1 pseudogene is annotated in these 268 nt (G+C 38.1%); it reads right to left on the bottom strand.

Annotated elements, in window-relative coordinates:
- Positions 1–225, bottom strand: a pseudogene (locus tag IC21_RS03225) (IS1380 family transposase); the annotation flags it as partial.
- Positions 226–268 lie beyond the last annotated feature (43 nt).

The raw sequence follows: 268 nt of genomic DNA, 5'->3' as shown, positions 1-268 counted from the left end.
GAAGGTTTCAATATTGTCATAATCACTTTTTACCTGGCAAAGCAAGCCGATATAAGATTTAGCCACATCGCCATTGGAACAAGCCGGATACCGGGAGATATCAGGGAGTTTATAGGCATTCAACCTGGAAACTAAATTCGTTTGATTTAGTAAATTTCCTACTATCGCTAAGCCAGCTTGGGCAACAATTCGTTCTTTTGTGGGTTCTATCACAAACTTTTTCATGAGATCACCTGAATGTGGAATGAATTTAATTTGTCTGATATAC

This window comes from Heyndrickxia coagulans DSM 1 = ATCC 7050 (assembly GCF_000290615.1).
GTDB classification, from domain to species: Bacteria; Bacillota; Bacilli; order Bacillales; family Bacillaceae_C; genus Weizmannia; species Weizmannia coagulans.
Note: the sequence above shows the minus strand (reverse complement) of the source record. Positions and strands in the feature narration are given on the sequence as shown.